This window comes from Salmonella sp. SJTUF14076, assembly GCF_015534835.1.
Lineage (GTDB): Bacteria > Pseudomonadota > Gammaproteobacteria > Enterobacterales > Enterobacteriaceae > Salmonella > Salmonella enterica.
This window is the reverse complement of the sequence record NZ_CP064674.1, coordinates 844,872-865,487: the sequence shown is the minus strand read 5'-3', so window position 1 is coordinate 865,487 and position 20,616 is coordinate 844,872. Positions and strand designations below refer to the sequence as shown.

19 protein-coding genes and 1 other RNA gene are annotated in these 20,616 nt (G+C 53.1%); 6 read left to right on the top strand and 14 right to left on the bottom strand.

The annotated features are described in order from the left end of the window. Nucleotides 1-67 precede the first annotated feature (67 nt). Nucleotides 68-379 carry a N(4)-acetylcytidine aminohydrolase gene (gene yqfB, locus HU143_RS04280; protein WP_001182976.1) on the bottom strand — a complete coding sequence of 104 codons (312 nt, stop codon included), beginning with the start codon at nt 377-379 and terminating at the stop codon, nt 68-70. Between the two features lie 158 nt (nt 380-537). On the opposite strand from yqfB, the gene bglA reads away from it, so the two are divergent. Further along, nucleotides 538-1,971: a 6-phospho-beta-glucosidase BglA gene (gene bglA / locus HU143_RS04275; protein WP_023226768.1), complete on the top strand. Its 1,434-nt coding sequence runs from the start codon at nt 538-540 to the stop codon at nt 1,969-1,971. A gap of 47 nt (nt 1,972-2,018) precedes the next feature. Here the strand turns inward: bglA and HU143_RS04270 are convergent, their stop codons facing one another. The 8 genes from HU143_RS04270 to HU143_RS04235 form a co-directional block, all read right to left on the bottom strand. Next, on the bottom strand, nt 2,019-2,912 hold the full coding sequence (locus tag HU143_RS04270; RefSeq protein ID WP_023226767.1) for a transporter: 894 nt from the start codon (nt 2,910-2,912) through the stop codon (nt 2,019-2,021). A 456-nt stretch (nt 2,913-3,368) separates the two neighbouring features. After that, nucleotides 3,369-6,242: an aminomethyl-transferring glycine dehydrogenase gene (gene gcvP, locus HU143_RS04265; protein WP_051129289.1), complete on the bottom strand. Its 2,874-nt coding sequence runs from the start codon at nt 6,240-6,242 to the stop codon at nt 3,369-3,371. Between the two features lie 162 nt (nt 6,243-6,404). After that, nucleotides 6,405-6,794 (bottom strand): glycine cleavage system protein GcvH, encoded by a 390-nt coding sequence (gene gcvH, locus HU143_RS04260; RefSeq protein WP_001295377.1) that lies wholly within the window; start codon nt 6,792-6,794, stop codon nt 6,405-6,407. Between the two features lie 25 nt (nt 6,795-6,819). Beyond that, on the bottom strand, nt 6,820-7,914 hold the full coding sequence (gene gcvT, locus HU143_RS04255) for a glycine cleavage system aminomethyltransferase GcvT (RefSeq protein ID WP_000068738.1): 1,095 nt from the start codon (nt 7,912-7,914) through the stop codon (nt 6,820-6,822). A gap of 454 nt (nt 7,915-8,368) precedes the next feature. After that, nucleotides 8,369-9,571 carry an FAD-dependent 2-octaprenylphenol hydroxylase gene (gene ubiI, locus HU143_RS04250; protein ID WP_023226765.1) on the bottom strand — a complete coding sequence of 401 codons (1,203 nt, stop codon included), beginning with the start codon at nt 9,569-9,571 and terminating at the stop codon, nt 8,369-8,371. A gap of 125 nt (nt 9,572-9,696) precedes the next feature. Beyond that, nucleotides 9,697-10,875: a 2-octaprenyl-6-methoxyphenyl hydroxylase gene (gene ubiH, locus HU143_RS04245; RefSeq protein WP_023226764.1), complete on the bottom strand. Its 1,179-nt coding sequence runs from the start codon at nt 10,873-10,875 to the stop codon at nt 9,697-9,699. Further along, on the bottom strand, nt 10,872-12,188 hold the full coding sequence (pepP, locus tag HU143_RS04240; protein ID WP_000193688.1) for a Xaa-Pro aminopeptidase: 1,317 nt from the start codon (nt 12,186-12,188) through the stop codon (nt 10,872-10,874). The genes ubiH and pepP overlap by 4 nt, the downstream gene beginning before the upstream one ends. A gap of 25 nt (nt 12,189-12,213) precedes the next feature. Next, nucleotides 12,214-12,792, bottom strand: coding sequence for a YecA family protein (locus tag HU143_RS04235; RefSeq protein WP_000027236.1), 579 nt, complete (start codon nt 12,790-12,792; stop codon nt 12,214-12,216). A 166-nt stretch (nt 12,793-12,958) separates the two neighbouring features. On the opposite strand from HU143_RS04235, the gene zapA reads away from it, so the two are divergent. The 3 genes from zapA (at nt 12,959) to HU143_RS04220 (ending at nt 14,130) form a co-directional block, all read left to right on the top strand. Continuing rightward, nucleotides 12,959-13,288, top strand: a complete 330-nt coding sequence (gene zapA / locus HU143_RS04230; protein WP_001276011.1) for a cell division protein ZapA — start codon at nt 12,959-12,961, stop codon at nt 13,286-13,288. Nucleotides 13,289-13,329: 41 nt separating this feature from the next. Then, nucleotides 13,330-13,513: non-coding RNA, 6S RNA (gene ssrS, locus HU143_RS04225), on the top strand. Between the two features lie 20 nt (nt 13,514-13,533). Further along, complete coding sequence (locus tag HU143_RS04220; protein WP_031622474.1) at nt 13,534-14,130, top strand: 5-formyltetrahydrofolate cyclo-ligase; 597 nt, start codon at nt 13,534-13,536, stop codon at nt 14,128-14,130. Nucleotides 14,131-14,510: 380 nt separating this feature from the next. On the opposite strand, the gene serA is transcribed toward HU143_RS04220, so the two are convergent. Continuing rightward, nucleotides 14,511-15,743 (bottom strand): phosphoglycerate dehydrogenase, encoded by a 1,233-nt coding sequence (gene serA, locus HU143_RS04215; RefSeq protein ID WP_001151627.1) that lies wholly within the window; start codon nt 15,741-15,743, stop codon nt 14,511-14,513. A 266-nt stretch (nt 15,744-16,009) separates the two neighbouring features. Continuing rightward, a complete protein-coding gene (rpiA, locus tag HU143_RS04210) occupies nt 16,010-16,669 on the bottom strand; it encodes a ribose-5-phosphate isomerase RpiA (RefSeq protein ID WP_000189741.1) in 660 nt (219 codons plus the stop codon). A gap of 153 nt (nt 16,670-16,822) precedes the next feature. On the opposite strand from rpiA, the gene argP reads away from it, so the two are divergent. Further along, nucleotides 16,823-17,716 (top strand): DNA-binding transcriptional regulator ArgP, encoded by an 894-nt coding sequence (gene argP, locus HU143_RS04205; RefSeq protein WP_000828345.1) that lies wholly within the window; start codon nt 16,823-16,825, stop codon nt 17,714-17,716. 11 nt (nt 17,717-17,727) lie between these two features. Beyond that, the gene (locus tag HU143_RS04200; protein WP_023203996.1) at nt 17,728-17,919 is read left to right on the top strand and encodes a hypothetical protein; all 192 of its coding nucleotides are present in this window, start codon (nt 17,728-17,730) and stop codon (nt 17,917-17,919) included. 64 nt (nt 17,920-17,983) lie between these two features. On the opposite strand, the gene HU143_RS04195 is transcribed toward HU143_RS04200, so the two are convergent. From HU143_RS04195 to HU143_RS04185, 3 genes are all read right to left on the bottom strand, one after another. Beyond that, the gene (locus HU143_RS04195) at nt 17,984-18,730 is read right to left on the bottom strand and encodes an oxidative stress defense protein (protein ID WP_023203995.1); all 747 of its coding nucleotides are present in this window, start codon (nt 18,728-18,730) and stop codon (nt 17,984-17,986) included. 93 nt (nt 18,731-18,823) lie between these two features. Then, nucleotides 18,824-19,459, bottom strand: coding sequence for an arginine exporter ArgO (argO, locus tag HU143_RS04190; RefSeq protein ID WP_000626863.1), 636 nt, complete (start codon nt 19,457-19,459; stop codon nt 18,824-18,826). Nucleotides 19,460-19,659: 200 nt separating this feature from the next. Continuing rightward, a complete protein-coding gene (locus HU143_RS04185) occupies nt 19,660-20,520 on the bottom strand; it encodes a small-conductance mechanosensitive channel MscS (RefSeq protein ID WP_000389833.1) in 861 nt (286 codons plus the stop codon). Between the last annotated feature and the right edge of the window lie 96 nt (nt 20,521-20,616).

The window sequence follows — 20,616 nt, the reverse complement described above, 5'->3', positions numbered from 1 at the left end:
AAATTAAATTTTGTTTATTATTCAACAAATTAACTACAAAAACTCAACTAACACGCGTTCATATTTATCAAAGGCATTTAAAATCAATCACATAAAATTGCGTCTGGTTGGGATAGATTTCAGCAATGACCCGTTTCAGCTCATCAAGTGACATATTTTCCTGTTGCGCATGTTTTTCGTTCAACGTATCCAGCGTCACAGTTGACGTTCCTGTCACTTCGATTGTGCAAAAATAGCCATCATCTTCGAACCGCCCCACGCGTAGAACATCGCCTGCTTTAAAGTGGGACTCGGAGGCATCACGAATAGTGATGGTTTTACGCCCTGCCAGAATGTCATTCTGGAAACGTTGAAAGAAAGTAATGTCATTTGGCTGCATGTGGTTATCCCCCTGAATATGGCCCCTTGAAGTGGATGTTACGATCTGAATGTGTTCTTGCCCCGACACGCGAGCATCCTGGAATTTTGCGTACGCTTTACATGCCACTTGGTGCAGAATGAATGATAACAGACTAAATAAATTGAGATTATGCAACAATGAGAAAACTCACCTTGCCAAAAGATTTTTTATGGGGCGGCGCGGTTGCTGCACACCAGGTTGAAGGCGGCTGGAATAAAGACGGTAAAGGCCCCAGCATCTGCGACGTGCTAACCAGCGGCGCACACGGCGTGCCACGCGAAATCACCCAGAATGTCGTTGCTGGCAAATACTATCCGAACCACGAGGCGGTGGATTTTTACGGACATTACAAAGAAGACATCCGTCTTTTCGCCGAAATGGGGTTCAAATGCTTCCGTACCTCTATTGCCTGGACGCGTATCTTCCCGAATGGCGACGAATCCCAGCCAAACGAGGCCGGTCTGAAATTCTACGACGACATGTTTGATGAGTTACTCAAATACAACATCGAACCGGTCATCACCCTTTCCCACTTTGAAATGCCATTACATCTGGTACAGCACTACGGCGGCTGGACCAATCGTAAAGTGGTTGATTTCTTTGTCCGTTTTGCTGAAGTCGTGTTTGAACGCTACAAACATAAGGTCAAATACTGGATGACCTTCAACGAAATTAACAACCAGCGTAACTGGCGCGCGCCGCTGTTTGGCTACTGCTGTTCCGGCGTGGTGTATACCGAGCATGAGAATCCAGAAGAAACCATGTATCAGGTCTTACATCATCAGTTTGTCGCCAGCGCGCTGGCGGTAAAAGCGGCACGTCGCATTAACCCGCAGATGAAAGTGGGCTGTATGCTGGCGATGGTCGCGCTGTATCCTTTCTCCTGTAAACCAGAAGATGTGATGTTTGCTCAGGAGTCGATGCGTGAACGCTACGTCTTTACCGATGTACAGCTGCGCGGCTACTACCCGTCCTATGTGTTGAACGAGTGGGAGCGCCGCGGATTTAACATCAAAATGGAAAATGGCGATCTTGAAGTGCTGCGCGAAGGCACCTGCGATTATCTTGGTTTCAGTTATTACATGACCAACGCGGTCAAAGCCGAAGGCGGTAGCGGCGATGCGATTTCCGGTTTTGAAGGCAGCGTACCGAACCCCTATGTTAAAGCCTCTGACTGGGGCTGGCAGATTGACCCGGTGGGCCTGCGTTATTCATTGTGTGAACTGTACGAACGCTATCAAAAGCCGCTATTTATTGTCGAAAACGGTTTTGGTGCTTACGACAAAGTAGAAGAAGATGGCAGCATCAACGACGACTACCGAATTGACTACCTGCGCGCCCATATTGAAGAGATGAAAAAAGCGGTGACTTACGATGGTGTCGACCTGATGGGCTACACGCCGTGGGGCTGCATCGACTGCGTGTCGTTCACCACCGGTCAGTACAGCAAGCGCTACGGCTTCATCTACGTGAACAAGCACGATGACGGTACGGGCGATATGTCGCGTTCGCGTAAGAAGAGCTTCAACTGGTACAAAGAGGTGATTGCCAGCAACGGCGAGAAGCTTTAACTCCTGCACGTTACCCGCCAGTCGGCGGGTAACACTTTGAACGAGTCTTACCAGGTCTTACCTATTTTAAATTCCCAGCGTACATCTTCCATTTTGGTTGGCGACTTCGCTTCCTGCATTACCGGGAAGAAGGCTCCGGCACCAAACCATAATTTCAGTGAATCGACGGCAATATTAAATGACGGACCAACAACCCATTCGGTAGTTCCAGAATGGTTATTAATTACGCTGCCATTAGACAGTTTTTTCGTTCCAGAGGCATTATTGCTGTAGGCACTTTCCAGACCAAGATCCAACGGTAAATCGCTAAACATATACCGTACCTGGGTATTCCACTGGAATTCGTTACCTCGTTTCACGTCCTTGTTACCGCGCTCAAATGGTCCCTGATATACAAAACCCATATCCCCTTTAATGTTAGGAGTAAATAATTTTGTTAAAGTGAGTGTTACTCTTCCTCCCCAGGCGCTATTCCCAGGCAAATGATTATCTCCATCTTGCCCGGTGGGTAGTAATACTGCCCCACCTACCGTAACCCAAAACGGATCACCTCTTCGCTGGCTCATTAAAGCATAATTGACCCCCACCGATTGGTCGCCCATTCCCTCTATGTGCTCAGGAGACAGATTGTCTCGTTTGTTATTGATATAGGAACCCACAGTTGATAATTCCAGTCTGTCGGTCAAACCGTAACGAATCTTCAATAACCATATCTGGGAGTAAACATCCGGACTTCCGTGCCCCTCGATTTGATGATCTTTATCGCGAAATGAGCTATTCACGGCGGTTAATAACTTTCCTTCCGGCAATACTGAACCACCAGAAATAGCGGTATTAACTGGTGCACCTAATAGATTACTGGGATTATTTTCTCCGTTAGCTGCCATTGCATTCATTAATAGAAAATATGTCATTAATGGCAGAAATATAAATCGTTTCATTATTCCCTCCAGGTATAAAAAAACAAAGCGCTAAGTTAATAAATATTTACGTTATTTATGTTTATTTCTAATTTATAATTTAAATTAATAACTTGATGAATTTAATATACGGAAATTTTTGTAACTATATTGAGAGGTAAATAACGATTCCGGAGAGAAACTATTTGTAACTACATGTAAATATACTGTGTTGTTTTGATTAAATAACAGCAAGGTAAAAATGATGCACAATGAATCATTAGGCTCTAAAAAACCGGTAATTTAATTCTGGCTAATACACTGATACAGACGCCAGGTTGCCTGACAGGAGCCAACGATTTACTGTAATGTATTGAATTAGTAACACTTTGTAGCCTGAATAAGGCACTCACACTGCATCCGACATAAACAAAACGCACTTTATTAACAAGCTGAAAAGGCGCCGAAGCGCCTTTAGAAAACAGTCGAATCAGTAAATTACTGGTAGTCGCTAATCGGTACGCAGGAGCAGAACAGGTTGCGGTCGCCATAAACATCATCCAGACGTTTCACCGTCGGCCAGTATTTGTCTGCCACGCCTGCCGGGAATACGGCAACTTCACGGCTGTACGGATGCGCCCACTCGGCGACCAGTTCGCTCTGAATGTGCGGCGCGTTCACCAGCGGGTTATCTTCCAGCGGCCAGACACCGGCTTTCACCTGGTCAATCTCTGCGCGAATAGCCAGCATCGCATCGATAAAGCGATCCAGCTCAGCCTTACCTTCAGATTCCGTCGGTTCAACCATCAGCGTGCCCGCCACCGGGAACGACATGGTTGGCGCATGGAAACCGTAGTCGATCAGACGCTTGGCAATATCCAGCTCGCTGATGCCGGTTTCTTCTTTCAATGGGCGAATATCAAGAATACATTCGTGCGCCACACGGCCATCGCGACCGGTATACAGTACCGGGTACGCGTCTTTCAGACGGCTGGCAATGTAGTTAGCGTTAAGAATCGCGACCTGGCTTGCCTGCTTCAGGCCTTCTGCGCCCATCATGCGGATGTACATCCAGCTGATTGGCAGAATGGAGGCGCTGCCGAACGGCGCCGCAGACACCGCGCCCTGACGGGTTAACATGCCTTCGATTTGCACCACGCTATGACCCGGTACAAACGGTGCCAGATGCGCTTTCACGCCGATCGGTCCCATGCCTGGGCCGCCGCCGCCGTGCGGAATGCAAAAAGTTTTATGCAAATTGAGGTGCGAAACGTCCGCGCCAATAAAGCCCGGTGAGGTGATGCCGACCTGGGCGTTCATGTTCGCGCCATCAAGGTAAACCTGACCGCCGAACTGGTGCACAACTTCACACACTTCGCGGATCGTTTCTTCATAGACGCCGTGGGTGGACGGATAGGTCACCATGATGCAGGAGAGATTATCACCCGCCTGTTCGGCTTTCGCGCGCAGATCAGTCAGATCAATGTTGCCATTTTTATCACACGCCACAACCACCACCTGCATTCCTGCCATATGTGCAGAAGCAGGGTTAGTGCCGTGAGCAGAAGCCGGGATCAGGCAGATATCGCGATGCCCTTCGTTGCGGCTTTCGTGATAGTGACGAATCGCCAGCAGCCCCGCGTATTCCCCCTGTGCTCCGGAGTTCGGCTGCATACAGACGGCGTCGTACCCGGTGAGTTTCACCGACCAGTCCGAAAGCTGGCTAATCATCTGATGATATCCTTCGGCCTGTTCCGGCGGGCAGAACGGATGTAGTTCAGCGAATTCCGGCCAGGTGATAGGAATCATCTCGGCGGCGGCGTTTAGCTTCATGGTGCAGGAACCCAGCGGGATCATCGCCTGGTTCAGCGCCAGATCTTTACGCTCCAGCGAGTGCATATAGCGCATCATCTCGGTTTCGCTGTGGTAACGGTTAAATACCGGATGCGTCAGAATCGCATCGTCACGCAGCATACTTTGCTGAATAGAACGGCTATCAAGCGCCACGTCTTTATCCAGTGTTTCAATGTTCAGACCGTGGCTGTCGCCCAGCAAAACATTGAACAACTGCGCCACATTCTCACGGGTGGTGGTTTCATCGAGGGTAATACCCACCGCGTTATGAATATCGCTGCGCAGGTTGATCTCTGCCGCTTCCGCACGCGCCAGTACCGCAGCTTTATCAGCCACTTCCACACACAGGGTGTCGAAGTAGTGCGCATGACGCAGCTTCAGTCCTTTTTGTTGCAGACCTGCCGCCAGAATATCGGTCAGGCGGTGGATACGATTAGCGATGCGCTTCAGACCGACCGGACCATGATAAACGGCATACAGGCTGGCGATGTTAGCCAGCAGTACCTGCGAGGTACAAATGTTGGAGTTCGCTTTCTCACGACGGATATGCTGCTCGCGAGTCTGCATCGCCATGCGCAGTGCGGTATTGCCCGCCGCATCTTTTGAGACGCCGATAATACGGCCTGGCATGGAGCGTTTAAATTCGTCTTTGGCGGCAAAGAACGCCGCGTGCGGGCCACCGTACCCCATCGGTACGCCAAAACGTTGCGCAGAGCCGAAAACAATGTCCGCGCCCTGTTTGCCCGGAGCCGTCAGCAGCACCAGCGCCATAAAGTCGGCGGCGACGCTGATAATCACTTTACGGGCTTTGAGTTCGCTAATCAGCGCGCTGTAATCGTGAATTTCGCCCGTGGAGCCAACCTGCTGCAACAGCACGCCAAACACATCCTGGTGATCCAGTGCTTTCGCCGCGTCATCCACAATGACGTCAAAGCCAAAGGTTTCGGCGCGAGTACGCACGACGTCCAGAGTTTGCGGATGGACATCAGAGGCGACAAAGAACCGGTTGGCATTTTTCAGTTTGCTGACGCGCTTTGCCATCGCCATCGCTTCAGCGGCGGCGGTCGCTTCATCCAGCAGCGAGGCGGAAGCCATGTCCAGCCCCGTCAGGTCCAGCGTCACCTGTTGGAAGTTGAGCAGCGCTTCCAGACGCCCCTGAGAGACTTCCGGTTGATACGGGGTATAAGCGGTGTACCAGCCTGGATTTTCCAGCATGTTGCGCAGGATAACCGGCGGTAGCTGCACGGCGGTGTAGCCCATGCCAATGTAGGACGTGAAGCGCTTGTTACGCCCGGCGATGGCTTTTAATTCCGCCAGTGCGGCATATTCGGTTGCCGCCTCGCCAACCTGCGGCGGAGTCGCGAGCTGAATGTCTTTCGGCACAATCTGACCTGTCAGCGCGTTTAACGACTCGGCGCCAACCACATTCAGCATCTCTTGCTGCTGCGCGGCGTCCGGTCCGATGTGGCGTTCAATGAAAGCGCCGCGGTTTTCAAGCTGGCTTAACGTCTGTGTCATGGGCGATGGTTCCTGAAACGTGCAGTGAATCGTGATTGTCTCTAACTCAGTTGCCCGGTGGCGCTGACGCTTACCGGGCCTACGCGTGCGAAAACGAATACGCAAAATAATTCGCGTTGCAGTGAGTAGGCCGGATAAGCATTAGCGCCATCCGGCACAACATTATTCGTCTTCTAACAATGCCTCGTACGCGGTGGCATCCAGCAGCGATTCAAGTTCGCTTTCATCGCTGGCTTTGATTTTAAAGATCCAGCCACCGGCATACGGTTCGCTGTTCACCAGCTCCGGGGAGTCGCTCAGCGCATCGTTTACCGCTACGATCTCGCCGCTTACCGGCGCATAAATGTCGGACGCCGCTTTTACGGACTCCGCCACGGCGCAGTCGTCGCCCGCGCTTACGGTCGCGCCGACTTCCGGCAGATCAACAAAAACCATATCGCCCAACAGCTCCTGAGCGTGTTCAGTAATGCCAACGGTGTAAGTGCCATCCGCTTCTTTACGCAGCCATTCGTGTTCTTTGCTGTATTTCAGTTCTGCGGGTACGTTGCTCATCAATTAATCTCCAAAAAAGGATGAATCACGCGACGGCTTTGCCGTTACGCACAAAAACAGGTTTAGTCACTTTTACCGGCATTTCACGGTTACGAATTTGTACAATCGCCGTCTCGCCGATGCCCGCCGGAACGCGCGCCAGCGCAATGCTGTAGCCCAACGTTGGGGAAAACGTCCCGCTGGTGATAATGCCTTCTTGCTGGTTGCCCTGCGCATCGGTAAAACGCACCGGCAGTTCATTACGCAATACGCCTTTCTCGGTCATCACCAGACCGACAAGCTGCTCATGGCCTTTTTCACGCTGCATCTCCAGCGCCTCACGGCCAATAAAGTCGCGGTCAGCAGGTTCCCAGGCGATAGTCCATCCCATATTAGCCGCCAGCGGAGAGATACCTTCATCCATCTCCTGACCGTACAGGTTCATGCCTGCTTCCAGACGCAGCGTGTCGCGCGCGCCAAGACCGCACGGCTTCACGCCCGCCTCCACCAGCGCACGCCAGAAATCCGCCGCTTTTTCATTCGGCATGGCGATTTCATAGCCCGCTTCGCCGGTATAACCAGTGGTGGCGATAAACAGATCGCCCGCCTGAACGCCGAAGAACGGCTTCATACCTTCTACTGCATGGCGCTGTTGGTCAGTAAACAGAGTCGCCGCTTTTTCCTGCGCATTCGGCCCCTGTACCGCAATCAGCGACAGGTCGTCACGAACGGTGATGTCGATGGCATAAGGTTCAGCGTGTTGGGTAATCCAGGAGAGGTCTTTTTCGCGGGTGGCGGAGTTAACAACGAGACGGAAGAAATCCTCAGTGAAGTAGTAGACGATAAGGTCATCAATCACGCCGCCCGATGCGTTAAGCATACCGGAGTAGAGGGCTTTACCCGTCTTCGTTAGCTTCGCGACGTCGTTTGCCAGCAGATAACGTAGAAACTCTCGTGTACGGCTGCCATGAAGATCGACAATGGTCATATGCGATACATCAAACATCCCGGCATCGGTGCGCACAGCGTGGTGTTCATCAAGCTGAGAGCCGTAATGCAGGGGCATCATCCAGCCATGAAAATCGACCATGCGGGCACCGCATAGCGTGTGTTGTTCGTACAAAGGCGTCTGTTGGGCCATCTTTTCCTCGTTGAATTAGCGGGGGCTAACAACCATTTTCATGGGAAATCTTCGCCACGAAACCAGGCATCGACGCCCTTTTTCCTGCGCCGACGCAAACGTTCTCTTGCTCCTGAACTTACCACCGAACCAGACGCTAAACCATAAGGCTGAATTTACCATCACATTAGCTTATGACTAAAAAACGCTAAAATCCCATCAGCACAAAAAACCACTATTACGCTAAATAACCGTCATAAAAAGGAAGCTGATACGATTTACTACAACATAAATTAATATTAAATGCGGAAAAAATGTCGAAAATCGCGTTCGCCAAAAATAGCGGCATTAGAAAATATAATGCGAAATAAGCGGTGAAATTAGATTATTTCAAACGAGGAAAGCCCCCCGGCGCGATAGCCGGGAAAGCAAAGTGTGACGGGTTTCAAACTCTTGCTGGCGTGCAGTCAGACACTTAACGAAGCCATTGCGGAAGGTCGTTTAGCCCCATTGCCTGGCGAAGCAGTTGGGGTTTGACGCCGGGGAGCGTATCCGCCAGTTTCAGCCCGATGTCGCGCAGCAATTTTTTTGCCGGGTTTTCGCCGGCAAACAGGTCACGAAAACCTTGCATCCCGGCAAGCATCATCGCCGCGCTATGTTTACGGCTACGCTCATAACGACGGAGATAAAGATGTTGGCCAATGTCTTTGCCCTGGCGCTGAAGCCGGCGCAGATCGTCCACCAGTTCGGCCGCGTCCATAAAGCCGAGGTTGACGCCCTGCCCTGCCAGCGGATGGATGGTGTGCGCGGCATCGCCGACCAACGCCAGACGATGCGCGGCAAACTGGCGAGCATAGCGGCCCGTCAGCGGAAAAACCTGCCGTTCGCTTTCCAGGCGGCATAAGCCCAGCCGATTATCGAAGGCGATAGTCAACGCCTGGTTAAACGCCTCGTCGCCGCTCTGTTGCATACGCTCCGCATCCTGCGGAGAAAGCGACCAGACAATGGAACACAGATGCGGATCGCTTAACGGCAAAAACGCCAGAATACCTTCACCATGAAACACCTGGCGAGCAACCGCGCCGTGCGGCTCTTCGGTGCGGATAGTCGCTACCAGCGCATGGTGACGGTAGTCCCAGAAAGTTAAGGGAATTTCCGCTTTGTTACGCAGCCAGGAGTTGGCGCCATCCGCGGCAATCACCAGACGCGCGGTTAACATCGCGCCGTCTTTTAAAGTCAGGAAGGCGTCGTTCTCTCCCCAGGCAACCTGCTGTAACTCCGCTGGCGCCATTAAGGTGATATCCGCCGCTTGCTGCGCTTTTTGCCACAGTGCATAGTGAATGACGCTGTTTTCAACAATATGCCCCAGATGGCTATATCCCATGCTTGCGTCATCAAACGTAATACGGCCAAAGCTGTCTTTATCCCAGACTTCCATACCGTGGTAGCAACTTGCCCGTCGCGCCACAATGTTTGACCATACGCCAAGACGGGTAAGCAGTTTTTCGCTGGCGGCATTAATCGCCGACACCCGAAGCTGAGGCGGCGCATCGTTCGCCAACGGCTGGGGGACAACGTGATCCAGTACCGCAACGCGCAAACCGCTCCCCTGCAAGCCGCAGGCGACAGCCAGTCCCACCATGCCTCCGCCAACTATTGCTACATCAACACTTTGCACTATTTACTCCTGGAAACCGGAACAATCAAAACCGTAGGCCGGATAAGGCGAAGCCGCCATCCGGCATTTTTACGAACACGATGCCGGATGGCGGCGTAAACGCCTTATCCGGCCTACAGATCTGCTTAACGCGCAACCCAACCTAAGGTCCGCTGTGCCAGCGCATCGCGCGCAGGCGGTAATAATTCCATCGCCATTAAACCGATATTGCGCCCAATAACCAGCGGCGCCCAACGATTTGCAAACAGATGGACCAGACCGTTCGTTACGCCAATCGTCGTATCCCGGTCAACCTGACGACGCTGCTGATAGCGCGATAACACGTGCCAGGCGCCAATATCCTCGCCCGCGTCCTGTGCCACGACCAGCGTTTCCGCCAGGCTCATGACATCGCGCAGACCGAGATTAAACCCTTGTCCGGCGATAGGATGCAACGTCTGCGCCGCATTGCCGACCACGACAGTCCGGTGAGTAAACACTTTCGCCGCCGTAGTAAGGGCAAGCGGATACGCGCTGCGCTTACCGGCCTGAGTAATTCGCCCCAGCCGCCAGCCGAACGCGGCCTGCAACGCATGACAAAACTGCGCGTCGGACCAGCTCAGCACCTCATCGCGCTGGTCGAGCGGGTGACACCAAACCAGCGAACATCGGCCATGCGACATCGGCAACATCGCCAGCGGGCCATTGGGGGTAAAACGTTCAAAGGCGCGTCCCTGGTGCGGGATAGCGGTCGCGACATTCGCTATCACCGCTAACTGTTCGTAAGGCTCCTGATGCCAGTCAACGCCGCAGGCTGACGCCAGCGCGGAGTGGGTACCGTTAGCCGCCACCAGCACGCTGCCAGCTATCACATTGCCGTTTTCCAGAGTGACGTTAACCTGCTGTTGGGTACGCGACACGCTGGCTACGCGCTCCGGGCAGTGCAGCGTAACGCCTGGCGCTTTACGTAAGAGCGCAAACAGACGCAGCCCGATATCATGCAGCTCCGCAACGTGACCCAACGCTGCCAGGCTGTAATCCTGCGCGTCGAGAGTCACAAATCCGGCATGACCGCGATCGCTGACGTGTACGGTGTTGATTGCCGTTGCGCAATCGGAAATCGCCTGCCAGACGCCAATTCGCGCCAGTTGCTGACAAGTGCCCGCCGCCAGCGCAATCGCTCTGGCGTCAAAGCCGGGATGACCGTCGGCTTCAGGCGCTTTCGCTTCAATCAGGTGTACCGGCAACGTCCCATGACTGAACTGAGAGATGGCCAGCGCCAGCGTCGCGCCTGCCATGCCGCCGCCAACGATAATGACGCTCATTGCTGCCGCGCCGCCGCCATTAATGCTTCAATGTCATCCGCCTTCTTCACAACGCCAGCGGTCAGGTTTTCATTACCGGTTTCGGTAATGACAATGTCATCTTCAATTCGAACGCCAATGCCACGATACGCTTCCGGCACGTCGGCATCCGGCGCGATATAGAGGCCTGGCTCTACGGTCAGCACCATGCCCGGCTCCAGGATGCGGGAGCGATCCGGCCCATAAACGCCGACATCATGAACATCCAGCCCCAGCCAGTGGCTCAAGCCATGCATAAAGAAAGGACGATGCGCATTCTCGGCAATCAGTTGATCAACCTCTCCTTGCAAAATCCCCAACTTCACCAGCCCGGTTATCATGATGCGCACGACTTCGCCGGTCACCTGCTGAATAGAGGTGCCAGGACGGAACAGTCGCAGGCTGGTCTCCAGCGATTCCAGAACGATGTCATAAATTTCACGCTGAGCTGGCGTAAATTTCCCGTTCACCGGGAAAGTACGCGTGATGTCGCCCGCGTAACCTTTATATTCACAGCCCGCGTCGATAAGCACTAAATCGCCGTCGCGCATTTCACTTTCGTTTTCAGTGTAATGCAGGATACAGCCATTTTCGCCGCTGCCGACAATGGTGTTATAGGAGGGATAGCGCGCGCCATGGCGATTAAATTCGTGGTGAATTTCTCCTTCCAGCTGATACTCAAACATCCCCGGACGGCATTTTTCCATCGCGCGGATATGCGCCAGAGCGCTAATTTCCCCGGCGCGGCGCATGACCGCAATCTCTTCCGGCGATTTGAACAGGCGCATCTCATGGACGATCGGTCGCCAGTCAGTCATGGTGGCCGGCGCGGTCAGATTCTGGCGGGAGCCTTTACGCAGCTTCTCCAGCGCAGCCAGAACAATCTCGTCGGCATACGCATATTCGCCCTGCGCGTGGTACACCACATCCAGACCATTAAGCAACTGAAAGAGTTGCTGGTTGATTTCGCTAAACGCCAGCGCCCGGTCAACGCCCAGTTTTTCCGGCGCGGCATCCTGTCCTAAACGGCGACCAAACCAGATTTCCGCCGTCAGGTCGCGAACGCGGTTGAACAAAACGCTGTGGTTGTGGGTGTCATCACTCTTAATCAGTACCAGCACGGCTTCCGGTTCGTTAAAACCGGTGAAATACCAGAAGTCGCTACTCTGGCGATACGGATATTCACTGTCTGCGCTGCGCGTCGCCTCCGGCGCGGCAAAGATCAGCGCGGCGCTGCCGGGCTGCATTTGCGCCAGTAATGCCTGGCGACGGCGTTGGTATTCCTGCTGAGTCATGACATGGCCTCCATTTCGTTTTTTCTTAGTGTAGCGTCGGTTTACGCACTTCCGGCGCGGTCGGCTGTTGGCGCGTGAAAGTGTCATGACATAACAGCGCCGCAACACGGACATATTCGATGATCTCTTCGAGCGACATCTCCAGCTCTTCCTGATCTTCGCTCTCATCATAACCAAGCTGCGCAATATTACGCAGGTCGTCAATCGCTTCACCCGTTTCGCCGGTGACTTTATCAAGTTTAGGCTGCGTTACGCCGAGGCCAAGCAAAAAGTGGTTAACCCACCCGGCTAATGCATCTGCGCGATCGAATACGCTGACATCGTCGCCTTCAGGCAGATAAAGCTGAAAAAGAAAGCCGTCGTCTTCCAGCGCGTCGCTGGTCGCCGCGTGCATTTTGCGCAGCGCCTGAGCAAGCTCATGCCCGAAGGCCAGACCTTCGTTCGTCAGGTCATGCAACAGCGGCTGCCATGAGCTGTCGTTGTTGCCGCCGCAAATCATCCCGCTGATTAAACCATGCATTTCAGCCGGGGTCAGACCGGCCCCTTGTTGATTCAAAAACCGGTTCATTTCGTTGTAACCAGGCATTTCGTTCTGTATAGACATAAGCATTCGTCATCAAAGGGAGGATATTCATGATATGCTACCACTTTGGACCCTGGTGAACCAGAAAAGGGCTTGTATCTTCACACCAGGGTAGCTATAGTGTCGCCCCTTCGCGGACCCTGGGTCTGGAGACGAAGGCAGCGCAGTCAATCAGCAGGAAGGTGGCATGTCTGCACAACCCGTCGATATCCAAATATTTGGCCGTTCACTGCGAGTGAATTGCCCGCCTGACCAAAGGGATGCGTTGAATCAGGCTGCGGACGATCTGAATCAGCGGTTGCAAGATCTGAAAGTTCGCACTAGAGTCACAAATACTGAGCAGTTGGTTTTCATTGCCGCATTGAATATCAGCTATGAGTTAACTCAGGAAAAAGCGAAGACCCGCGATTACGCGGCGAGCATGGAACAACGTATTCGGATGCTACAACAGACCATCGAACAGGCGTTGCTTGATCAAGGTCGCATAACCGAAAAAACGGGCCAAAACTTTGAATAACACTTTTCGCTTTACTATGGTAAAGTGATTGTGAAAACAGAATTTCTCTGAGATGTTTGCAAGCGGGCCAGTCCCCTGAGCCGATATTTCATACCACAAGAATGTGGCGCTCCGCGGTTGGTGAGCATGCTCGGTTCGTCCGAGAAGCCTTAAAACTGTGACGACACATTCACCTTGAACCAAGGGTTCAAGGGTTACAGCCTGCGGCGGCATCTCGGAGATTCCCCTTCTGACTGGCGACAGCCATGACGCAACTTCCCGAACTCTCTTTATCACGACAAGAAATCCGCCGAATGATTCGGCAACGTCGCCGTGCGCTGACGCCAGAGCAGCAAAGCCGCTTTGGTCAACAGGCCGCCGCCCGAATGCTCAGCTTTCCTCCCGTCGTGATGGCGCACACTGTCGCCGTGTTTCTCTCCTTTGATGGCGAACTCGACACCCAGCCGCTGATAGAACAGCTATGGCAAGCGGGCAAGCGCGTCTACCTTCCGGTTCTTCATCCCTTTAGCCCTGGCAACCTCCTGTTCCTGCACTATCATCCGCAGAGTGCGCTGGTGACCAACCGCTTAAAGATCCAGGAGCCACGGCTTGATGTCCGCGACGTATTACCGCTGGCAAAGCTGGATGTGCTGGTAACGCCGTTAGTCGCGTTTGACGAAGACGGGCAGCGCCTGGGGATGGGCGGCGGATTTTATGACCGTACGTTGCAAAACTGGCAGCAGCATAAGATCCTACCCGTGGGCTACGCGCATGATTGCCAGTTAGTAGAAAAACTGCCAGTTGAAGAGTGGGATATCCCGCTGCCTGCGGTGGTGACGCCGTCCAAAATTTGGGAGTGGTAGCCGTGTTTTGTCGATTGACAGCGTCGCTTTTTTGACCTAGATTTCTCGGTGAAGGGTGAGGGAGGCGAACCTCCCTCCTGCGTACTCTCTGTTAATATGCTGGCGTAGCGATGATTAACAGGATCAGCAGCATGATGACGTATCTCATCATCGTCCCTTTCCTTTTTAGAGCCCCTGCCTCGGTAGGGGCTTTCCCGTTTCAGCGCTATGCTGAGCCCTTATCGTAAATTCCTTTTATTGCTGTACAACACGCAACGCTGCCTTTAATTACCAATTGCGGCAAGGCTCGAAAACAGAATGTATGCGTTACACGAAGAGATGTTGAGGCAGGGAAACCAGAGAAAGGATGGGCAGGTCATCTCCTGCCCATTTAGAGGAAATTAGTACAGCAGACGGGCGCGAATGGTGCCCGGAATCGCCTTCATCGCCAGCAGCGCTTTCTCCGCCACATCGCCATCGGCTTCTATATCAATTACCACATACCCCATTCGGGCGGAGGTTTGCAGATACTGTGCGGCAATGTTAACGCCCTGCTCGGCAAAGATCTGGTTAAGCGCGGTCAATACGCCCGGGCGGTTTTCGTGGATGTGCATCAGGCGACGACCGCCGTGCAGCGGCAGCGACACTTCCGGGAAGTTCACGGCGGACAGCGTCGAGCCGTTATCCGAGTACTTAATCAGTTTTCCTGCGACTTCCAGACCGATGTTTTCTTGCGCCTCCTGCGTCGAGCCGCCGATATGCGGCGTCAGGATCACGTTATCGAATTCGCACAGCGGAGAGGTAAACGGATCGCTATTAGTGGCCGGTTCCGTCGGGAAGACGTCGATAGCCGCCCCCGCCAGATGTTTCGTCGCCAGCGCGTCGCACAAAGCCGGGATATCCACCACCGTACCGCGCGCGGCGTTAATCAGCAGCGAACCCGGCTTCATCAGGGCTATCTCTTTTGCGCCCATCATGTTTTTGGTGGAGGCGTTTTCAGGTACGTGCAGACTGACCACATCGCTCATATTCAGCAATTCAGACAGGTGCTGCACCTGAGTTGCGTTACCAAGCGGCAGTTTATTTTCAATATCATAGAAATAGACATGCATCCCCAGCGATTCCGCCAGAATGCCCAACTGCGTTCCGATATGGCCGTAACCGATAATGCCAAGCTTTTTACCGCGCGCTTCGAACGATCCCGCCGCCAGTTTATTCCATACGCCGCGGTGCGCTTTGGCGTTCGCTTCCGGCACGCCGCGCAGCAGCAGCAATAGCTCGCCAATCACCAGCTCCGCCACGGAACGGGTATTCGAGAATGGCGCGTTAAAGACCGGAATACCGCGTTTTGCCGCCGCATTTAAATCCACCTGGTTGGTGCCGATGCAAAAACAGCCAATCGCCACCAGCTTCTCTGCGGCGTTAATCACTTCTTCTGTCAGATGAGTACGGGATCGCAGACCGATGAAGTGGGCATCGCGGATGGACGCTTTCAACTGTTCAGCGTCCAGCGCGCCCTTGTGATATTCAATGTTGGTGTAACCTGCCGCACGAAGGCTTTCCAGCGCCTTTTGATGCACCCCTTCAACCAGCAGAAATTTAATTTTATCTTTCTCCAGCGATACCTTTGCCATTTCCCCGATCCTGTCTTTTTTTGCCATCTGATGTTGTGTGTGGATTTGCATCCGTCCTTCAACATATCAAAAAAAATTATCACGGCAATATGAACGTTTGCGCCAGCGTCGTGAAGGAATCGCATACAGCGGGAAATAGCAGATGAAAATACCGGGAATAACTTTTTCTTTGGAGGGATCGGCAGGGCAAACGATTAAACGTGATACATGTCACCAAATTTGCCCTGACCGAATTTTTTACGCGGCAGGAAATACGCCTGGCGGGATCATTTTACGATGGTTTTCACCCCGTCCGGCGTGCCGATCAGTGCGACATCGGCGCCACGGTTGGCGAACAACCCTACGGTCACGACGCCCGGAATCGCGTTAATGGCGTTTTCCAGCGCGATGGGATCAAGGATTTCCATACCATAAACATCCAGAATCACGTTGCCGTTATCCGTGACCACGTTCTGACGGTACTCCGGACGCCCGCCCAGCTTCACCAGTTGACGAGCGACCGCGCTGCGCGCCATCGGAATCACTTCGACCGGCAACGGGAATTTGCCAAGAATATCCACCTGTTTAGAGGCATCCGCAATACAGATAAATTTCTCCGCCACGGAAGCAATAATTTTCTCACGGGTTAGTGCCGCGCCGCCGCCTTTGATCATCTGCATATGACCGTTGATTTCGTCCGCGCCATCGACATAGATACCCAGGCTATCCACTTCGTTGAGATCAAACACATGAATACCGAGGCCTTTGAGTTTTTCAGTCGAGGCGTCCGAGCTGGAGACCGCGCCTTCAATCTGGCCTTTCATTGTGCCCAGCGCATCAATAAAGTGTGCGGCCGTTGAGCCTGTACCAACGCCCACAATGGTGCCGGGCTGTACATACTGAAGTGCCGCCCATCCTACCGCTTTTTTCAGTTCATCCTGCGTCATAGATCGTTTCGCCTGTGGTGTGAAAATACAGCCGCATTATAGAACATTGTCGGGAAAAATCTCCGTGTCCGTACACAGGCTACGGATTTCATCTGTACCGACGGCAAATTTATGTCATAGTGCGGAAAAAAATAACAGGAGCATGACACAACAATGAAACGTCCGGACTACAGAACACTACAGGCGCTGGATGCCGTTATACGTGAACGAGGATTCGAGCGCGCCGCCCAGAAGCTGTGCATCACGCAATCCGCCGTCTCACAGCGCATAAAACAGCTTGAGAATATGTTCGGACAACCTTTGTTGGTGCGTACCGTTCCTCCTCGCCCCACGGAGCAAGGGCAAAAATTACTGGCTCTGCTGCGTCAGGTTGAACTGCTGGAAGAAGAGTGGCTGGGCGATGAACAAACCGGCTCTACGCCGCTGCTGCTGTCGCTGGCGGTTAACGCCGACAGTCTGGCGACCTGGCTGCTTCCGGCGCTGGCGCCGGTGCTGGCGGACTCCCCTATCCGTCTCAATTTACAGGTGGAAGATGAAACGCGCACGCAAGAACGTCTGCGTCGCGGCGAGGTGGTGGGCGCGGTGAGTATCCAGCATCAGGCGCTGCCCAGTTGCCTGGTAGACAAACTTGGCGCGCTCGACTATCTGTTTGTCGCGTCAAAGCCGTTTGCCGAGCGCTATTTCCCCAATGGCGTTACCCGGTCGTCGCTGCTGAAAGCGCCCGCCGTCGCGTTCGACCATCTGGATGATATGCATCAGGCCTTTTTGCAACAGAATTTCGATCTACCGCCCGGCAGCGTGCCGTGCCATATCGTTAATTCATCCGAAGCGTTTGTACAGCTTGCGCGTCAGGGCACGACCTGCTGCATGATCCCTCACCTGCAGATTGAGAAAGAGCTGGAAAGCGGCGAGTTGATCAACTTAACGCCTGGTTTGCTACAGCGCCGGATGCTTTACTGGCACCGCTTTGCCCCGGAAAGCCGGATGATGCGCAAAGTGACCGACGCGCTGCTGGAGTACGGGCACAAGGTGCTGCGTCAGGATTAGCCTCTCTATGAATGCCGGATGGCGGCGTGAACGTCTTATCCGGCCTGCATGACCCATTATTCCCCCATCGTTTCTTTGAAATTGATCACAAAATCATTGCGTTCAGGCGGCAAAAAACGACGCGCCATTGGCTATTTTTTGCTGGCGACAAGACGATTCAAAACGCTCACACCGTATTAGCAAATCTTCATTTCATTGCGTAATACGGAGCAAAAAATGAGAACACCGGGAGAAAACGCGGCCTGGAAGCGCCCAGGCCGGGCGAGATTACTGCGTGCTGGCGGCCGTTGTCGACGTCTGCCCTGTTCCAGGTTCAAGCTGGAAGACCACATCGACCTGATCGTCGAACTGAATGGTCGGCTGCTCGTAAGTTTCCTGCGCAGATACCGGCGCAGCATCCGCGGCTTTCATCATTCGCACCACCGGACTCGGCTGATAATTAGAGACATGGTAACGAATGCTGTAAACCGGCCCCAATTTGCTGTTAAAACCGGCTGCCAGCGCTTGCGCCTGATGAATCGCGTCATCGATGGCGGCTTTGCGGGCCTTGTCTTTATAGGCGTCCGGTTGCGCCACGCCCAGCGATACCGAACGAATCTCGTTCAGACCCGCCTTCAGCGCGCCGTCCAGCAGAGAATTAAGTTTATCTAACTGACGCAGCGTCACCTCAACGGTTCGCACCGCACGATACCCTTTCAGAATGCTTTTACCGTTTTGGTAATCATAATCCGGCTGCGTGCGCAGATTCGCCGCGCTAATGTCTTTTTTCGCAATCTGATTTTGCTCAAGGAAGGAAAGATATTGCGCCACGCGCTCATCGGCCTGCTTCTTCGCCGTCGCCGCATCCTTCGCCGCGACGTTCACTTCAATCGCTAAGGTGGCGATATCAGGCACAGCATCGACGCTTGCCGTACCGGAAGTCACGATGTGCGGGCCTTCCGGCAATTCGCTTGCCTGCGCCGACATTGCACTTAAACCCACTAATGCCGCCAGGGCCATCACTTTGAACTTCACAGTCTCTCCTCCATATTGCAGTCATTGCCCTGATATACAGGGCGCATGCAGGCAAGCTTAGCGGATATCGGCCTGTTGTCCATCAGACAACGCTTAGTTGAAAAGCGCGTGCATATGCGCGACGCCTTCCCGCGCCAGTTGGAAAGCGATAAGCCACATCACCACCCCAACCAGAATGTTGATAATACGTTGAGCTTTCGCCGTACGCAGTCGAGGCGCAAGCCAGGCCGCCAGTAGCGCTAACCCAAAAAACCACAAGAACGACGCGCTAATCGTGCCGAGGGCGAACCAGCGCTTTGGCTCCATAGCCAGTTGCCCGCCGAGACTGCCCAACACGACAAACGTATCCAGATAAACGTGCGGATTCAGCCACGTTACCGCCAGCATCGTAGCAATAATTTTCCAGCGCCCCTGCTTCATAACCTCGGCGCTGGCCAGCTCCAGATTACTGCTCATTGCCGTTTTCAGCGCGCCAAAACCGTACCATAACAAGAACGCAACCCCGCCCCATGTGACCAGCGCCAGCAGCCACGGCGACTGCATCAGCAACGCGCTACCGCCAAAAATACCGGCGCTAATCAGGACTAAATCACTTAACGCGCAAAGCAGCGCTATCATGAGGTGGTACTGGCGACGAATTCCCTGATTCATCACAAACGCATTTTGCGGGCCAAGCGGAAGGATCATGGCGGCGCCAAGGGCAAACCCTTGAAAATAATAAGATATCACGTTAACTACCCTGAGCTGTTTTTCTTAAAGGCAGACTATAGCGCGGGAATATTATTAGCGGAAATTGATAATTTTAATCACTAATAAGAAAAGCTAATAAAGAGACTGAATAACGGATGGCGGCTACGCTTATCCGCTCAATAACCAGAGAATACTGGAGGCGGATAAGCGCAGCACCGGCAGGCAGCACGGGAGGAAAATTACTCCGCGGCGTTATCTTTCACGCGTTTAAAATTGACGTCCATCTGCGGGTACGGGAAGCTAATACCAGCGGCGTCAAATTCACGTTTAATACGTTCCAGCACGTCCCAGTAGACATTTTGCAGGTCGCTGCTTTTACTCCAGACACGCACCACAAAATTAATCGATGAGGCGCCCAGCTCATTCAAACGCACCGTCATTTCGCGATCTTTTAAAATACGATCGTCGGACTCGATAATCGTCGTTAGCAGCTGTTTCACCTGATCGATATCCGAATCGTAGGCCACACCAATAATGAATTCGTTACGGCGAACCGGCTCACGAGAATAGTTGATGATATTTCCCGCGATAATTTTGCCATTCGGAATCACAATAATTTTGCCGTCTACCGCGCGCATTGTCGTGGAAAAGATTTGCACGTTCAGTACCGTACCGGCAACGCCGCCCAAATCGACATACTCACCGGCGCGGAACGGACGGAACATAACCAGCAATACCCCAGCCGCAAGGTTAGAAAGCGATCCCTGTAATGCCAGGCCAACGGCTAAACCAGCGGCGCCCAGTACGGCAATAACCGAGGCGGTTTGAACCCCCACGCGACCCAGAGCCGCAATCAGCGTAAAAGCGATAACCCCATAGCGCACCAGCGCAGAAAGAAAGTCGGCCACTGTCGCATCAATATGACGCGCACGCATCAGACGATTTACCGTATTGGAAATCACGCGCGCTACAATCAAGCCGATGATGATAATAGCGATAGCCGCAACAATATTCACAGCATAGCTGAGCAATAACGCCTGGTTGCGTACCAGCCAGGTGCCCGCACCATTTATGCTGTCGACAACATTCAAATCTTCCATTCAATATTCCTTGGTCATAGCAAAACAAGCAAATGAGATCATTCTCACGAAAAGAACTTTTTAAAGGTAAACAAAAACAGAGGAATATGCCATTTT

What these genes read in the sequence shown, in the direction of transcription:
- yqfB (WP_001182976.1), bottom strand. Translation starts at nt 379, where the DNA reads ATGCAGCCAAATGACATTACTTTCTTTCAACGTTTCCAGAATGACATT.
- bglA (WP_023226768.1), top strand. Translation starts at nt 538, where the DNA reads ATGAGAAAACTCACCTTGCCAAAAGATTTTTTATGGGGCGGCGCGGTT.
- HU143_RS04270 (WP_023226767.1), bottom strand. Translation starts at nt 2,912, where the DNA reads ATGAAACGATTTATATTTCTGCCATTAATGACATATTTTCTATTAATG.
- gcvP (WP_051129289.1), bottom strand. Translation starts at nt 6,242, where the DNA reads ATGACACAGACGTTAAGCCAGCTTGAAAACCGCGGCGCTTTCATTGAA.
- gcvH (WP_001295377.1), bottom strand. Translation starts at nt 6,794, where the DNA reads ATGAGCAACGTACCCGCAGAACTGAAATACAGCAAAGAACACGAATGG.
- gcvT (WP_000068738.1), bottom strand. Translation starts at nt 7,914, where the DNA reads ATGGCCCAACAGACGCCTTTGTACGAACAACACACGCTATGCGGTGCC.
- ubiH (WP_023226764.1), bottom strand. Translation starts at nt 10,875, where the DNA reads ATGAGCGTCATTATCGTTGGCGGCGGCATGGCAGGCGCGACGCTGGCG.
- pepP (WP_000193688.1), bottom strand. Translation starts at nt 12,188, where the DNA reads ATGACTCAGCAGGAATACCAACGCCGTCGCCAGGCATTACTGGCGCAA.
- HU143_RS04235 (WP_000027236.1), bottom strand. Translation starts at nt 12,792, where the DNA reads ATGTCTATACAGAACGAAATGCCTGGTTACAACGAAATGAACCGGTTT.
- zapA (WP_001276011.1), top strand. Translation starts at nt 12,959, where the DNA reads ATGTCTGCACAACCCGTCGATATCCAAATATTTGGCCGTTCACTGCGA.
- HU143_RS04220 (WP_031622474.1), top strand. Translation starts at nt 13,534, where the DNA reads ATGACGCAACTTCCCGAACTCTCTTTATCACGACAAGAAATCCGCCGA.
- serA (WP_001151627.1), bottom strand. Translation starts at nt 15,743, where the DNA reads ATGGCAAAGGTATCGCTGGAGAAAGATAAAATTAAATTTCTGCTGGTT.
- rpiA (WP_000189741.1), bottom strand. Translation starts at nt 16,669, where the DNA reads ATGACGCAGGATGAACTGAAAAAAGCGGTAGGATGGGCGGCACTTCAG.
- argP (WP_000828345.1), top strand. Translation starts at nt 16,823, where the DNA reads ATGAAACGTCCGGACTACAGAACACTACAGGCGCTGGATGCCGTTATA.
- HU143_RS04200 (WP_023203996.1), top strand. Translation starts at nt 17,728, where the DNA reads ATGCCGGATGGCGGCGTGAACGTCTTATCCGGCCTGCATGACCCATTA.
- HU143_RS04185 (WP_000389833.1), bottom strand. Translation starts at nt 20,520, where the DNA reads ATGGAAGATTTGAATGTTGTCGACAGCATAAATGGTGCGGGCACCTGG.